Annotated in this window: 2 protein-coding genes; both read right to left on the bottom strand. The window is 45.8% G+C overall.

The features are described 5' to 3' along the window. Positions 1-218: 218 nt before the first annotated feature. On the bottom strand, positions 219-2,102 hold the full coding sequence (mnmG, locus tag ACH0QE_RS20030; protein WP_415802233.1) for a tRNA uridine-5-carboxymethylaminomethyl(34) synthesis enzyme MnmG: 1,884 nt from the start codon (positions 2,100-2,102) through the stop codon (positions 219-221). Positions 2,103-2,227: 125 nt separating this feature from the next. Next, complete coding sequence (mnmE, locus tag ACH0QE_RS20025; RefSeq protein WP_415802232.1) at positions 2,228-3,613, bottom strand: tRNA uridine-5-carboxymethylaminomethyl(34) synthesis GTPase MnmE; 1,386 nt, start codon at positions 3,611-3,613, stop codon at positions 2,228-2,230. Between the last annotated feature and the right edge of the window lie 225 nt (positions 3,614-3,838).

The following is a 3,838-nucleotide window of genomic DNA, read 5'->3' as shown; positions in this document are numbered from 1 at the left end:
AGGCGACACTAGACAATTCGAAAAGCGGAGGCGACTGCTCAACTCCGACAAGCGCTGGAGGGCCTGACAGTGAAGTCGTTCTTTGACTTCATTGGCAGGACCGAAGCGTCTCGAGGAGTTAGGAGCCGCAGCTAGACAAGTGACTCGAGGGGCTAGGCGCTGGAGCTGGACAATTCTCAAGTGAAATTTATACTTTATTATCTTTTTTTAAAAACTTACTATTTGATCCGTGCAATACGCCCTTGTTCCAGATAAACAAGCAAAATTGAGATATCTGCAGGGTTCACACCTGAGATTCTCGATGCTTGCGCCAGTGTTAGAGGACGTACTTCTTTCAATTTTTGGCGAGCCTCTGTCGCCAATCCAGAAATGGCATCGTAATCAATATTCTCGGGGATTTTCTTGTCTTCCATCTTTTTCAGCCTTTCTACCTGCTGAAGCGACTTCTCAATATATCCCTCATATTTGATTTGAATTTCTGTCTGTTCCTTTGTTTCGAAATCAAGTTCGCCAGCTGCAGGAACGAGCTGCTTGATATGCTCATAAGAAACCTCAGGACGCTTCAATAAATCTGAAGCACGGATGCCATCCTTCAACTCACTACCTCCAAGCGAACGAATCAACTCTTGAACTTCCGCTGTCGGTTTGATGATGATAGATTGAAGGCGTTGTTTCTCACTTTCGATTGCTTCTTTTTTCGCTAAAAACTTCTGGTAGCGTTCCTCGGTAATCAAGCCGATTTCGTAACCTCTTTCGGTCAAACGAAGGTCCGCATTATCATGTCGCAGAAGCAGGCGGTATTCCGCTCTTGATGTCAATAGACGGTACGGTTCATTCGTTCCTTTTGTCACAAGATCATCAATCAATACACCGATATAGGCATCAGCACGGCTCAGGATGACTTCCTCTTTTTCCAAAGCCCTTCTGCCCGCATTGATTCCAGCCATGATTCCCTGGCCGGCAGCCTCTTCATAGCCTGAAGTACCATTGATTTGTCCAGCAGTATAAAGGTTTTTAACTAGTTTCGTTTCCAGTGTTGGCCAAAGCTGCGTCGGCACGACGGCATCATATTCAATTGCATAACCGGCACGCATCATTTGAACCTTTTCCAGGCCAGGTATTGTCTGAAGGATTTTATGCTGGACCTCTTCCGGCAAGCTCGTTGACAATCCCTGCACATAAACCTCCTGAGTATTCCTTCCTTCTGGCTCCAGGAAGATCTGGTGGCGCGGCTTGTCATTGAACCTAACGACCTTATCCTCAATGGATGGGCAATAGCGCGGGCCAGTACCCTTGATCATTCCGGAATACATTGGGGACCGGTGTAGATTCTCATCAATAAGCTGGTGTGTACGCTCATTCGTATAAGTCAGCCAGCAAGGAAGCTGATCGGTAATGTATTTCGTCGTTTCGTAAGAAAATGCACGGTGAACATCGTCACCAGGCTGGATTTCTGTTTTAGAATAATCAATAGAGTCGCTGTGCACACGCGGCGGTGTTCCTGTTTTAAAACGAACCAAATCAAAGCCAAGCTCCTCGAGATGTTCCGAAAGCTTGATTGACGGCTGCTGGTTGTTCGGACCGCTTGAGTATTTCAATTCGCCAAGGATAATTTCCCCGCGCATATACGTACCAGTCGTAATCACGACCGTCTTAGCGCGATAAATGGCTCCAGTCTGTGTAATGACCCCTTTGCATTCGCCGTCCTCAACGATCAGGCGCTCAACCATGCCCTGTACCAATGTAAGGTTTTTTTCATTTTCCATCGTCTTTTTCATTTCATTCTGATAATCGAATTTATCAGCCTGGGCCCTCAACGCACGTACTGCAGGTCCCTTTCCTGTATTCAGCATCCTCATCTGGATGTATGTTTTATCAATATTGCGGCCCATTTCGCCGCCCAAAGCGTCAATTTCCCGTACAACAATTCCCTTTGCAGGTCCGCCGATTGACGGGTTGCACGGCATGAACGCAATCATATCAAGATTGATGGTAATCATCGCGGTTTTCGCACCCATGCGTGCCGGCGCAAGGGCCGCCTCAACGCCCGCATGACCGGCACCAACTACAACCACATCAAAACTTCCGGCTTCATAACCCATCCTGCTGCCTCCTTTTATGCTGCATACAAATCTATAAGTAAAAAGAATCTTTATAGTCCAAAAGCGCTATATCACAATTTAGCCGTAGCTTTATAGAAAGTTTTTCGAAAATAATTTCTTTATTTTTACTTCCCTAAACAGAACTGGGAGAATAACTGATCAATCAAGCTTTCATGCACACTTTCACCAATGATTTCGCCAAGCAGCTCCCAGGAACGAGTCAAATCGATTTGGACGATATCAATTGGCGTTCCCATTTCGACGCCGCTGACCGCTTCTTCAATCGAATGGACAGCCTGGTTGAGGAGCGCGATATGTCGGCTGTTCGAAACGTATGTCAAATCGCCTGATTCAATCGCACCTGAGAAGAAAAGGCTTGAAATTGCTTCTTCCAGCTCATCCACTCCCTTGTCCTCAAGCAAGGAGGTCGTTACGAGCGAATAATCCTTCGTAAGCTCCCTCACTTCATCCAAATCGATTTTTTGCGGCAGGTCGGTTTTATTGACGATGACAATGACATCCATGCCTTCCACCGCTCTGAAAATGTTCCGATCCTCTTCCGAAAGCTCATCCGAATAGTTCAGAACAAGCAATATCAAATCCGCTTCCTTCAGAACCTGGCGAGAGCGTTCGACGCCGATTCGTTCAACGATATCTTCCGTTTCCCGTATTCCCGCGGTATCGAGCAGTCTTAAAGGCACGCCGCGGACATTCACATATTCTTCGATGACATCTCGGGTCGTACCAGGGATGTCTGTTACGATCGCTTTATTTTCATGGACGAGACTGTTCAGTAATGAAGATTTCCCTACATTAGGGCGGCCAACAATGACAGTTGAAAGTCCTTCACGAAGGATTTTCCCTTGCTGTGAAGTTTGCAGAAGCTTTTCCAACTCACCTTTTACATACTTCGCTTTCTCTAAAAGCATGTTATGCGTCATTTCCTCTACATCGTCATACTCAGGATAATCAATGTTCACTTCCACATGCGCAAGAATTTCAAGAATTTCCTGGCGCAGCTTCTGGATTAGCCTGGATAGGCGTCCCTCCATCTGGCCAAGTGCCAGGTTCATCGCACGGTCTGTTTTCGCTCTTATCAAGTCGATAACTGCCTCCGCCTGGGAAAGGTCGATCCGTCCATTTAAAAAAGCCCGTTTTGTAAATTCCCCCGGCTCCGCCAGTCTCGCTCCCTGATTAAGAACAAGCTGGAGCACACGGTTTACAGAAACTAGACCCCCATGGCAGTTGATTTCGACTACATCCTCTTTCGTGAACGTTTTCGGCCCTCTCATCACAGAGACCATTACTTCTTCAGCAACTTGTCCCGTTTTCGGATCAATCAGATGGCCGTAATGGATTGTATGCGAGGCCACCTCACTAAGCTTCTTGCTGCCCACCCCTTTGAAAAGGCGGTCTGCTATTTCAAAAGCTTGATCGCCGCTTAATCGGACAATCGCAATCGCACCCTCACCCATCGGCGTAGAAATCGCCGCAATCGTATCAAATTCCATTTGCTCACCCCGCTTTTTCCGAAAAAAATTATTTATATGAAAAGATTAAAGTTTGTTTTCTACAAATTACTAGAATACCACATCACTTTAGTGAAAAAAAGAAAGGAATCCTCGCAACTCTGAATTTATCCACAACTCATAAAGTAAACTTATTTAATTTTAACTTATCCACATGTGAATAACAATAAAACCAAATGAGGAAAAATGAATTTTGTTCAGGTTGTG

The sequence above is a fragment of the Mesobacillus sp. genome (assembly GCF_047739415.1).
GTDB lineage: Bacteria > Bacillota > Bacilli > Bacillales > Cytobacillaceae > Mesobacillus.
This window is presented reverse-complemented; position numbering and strand designations above follow the sequence as displayed.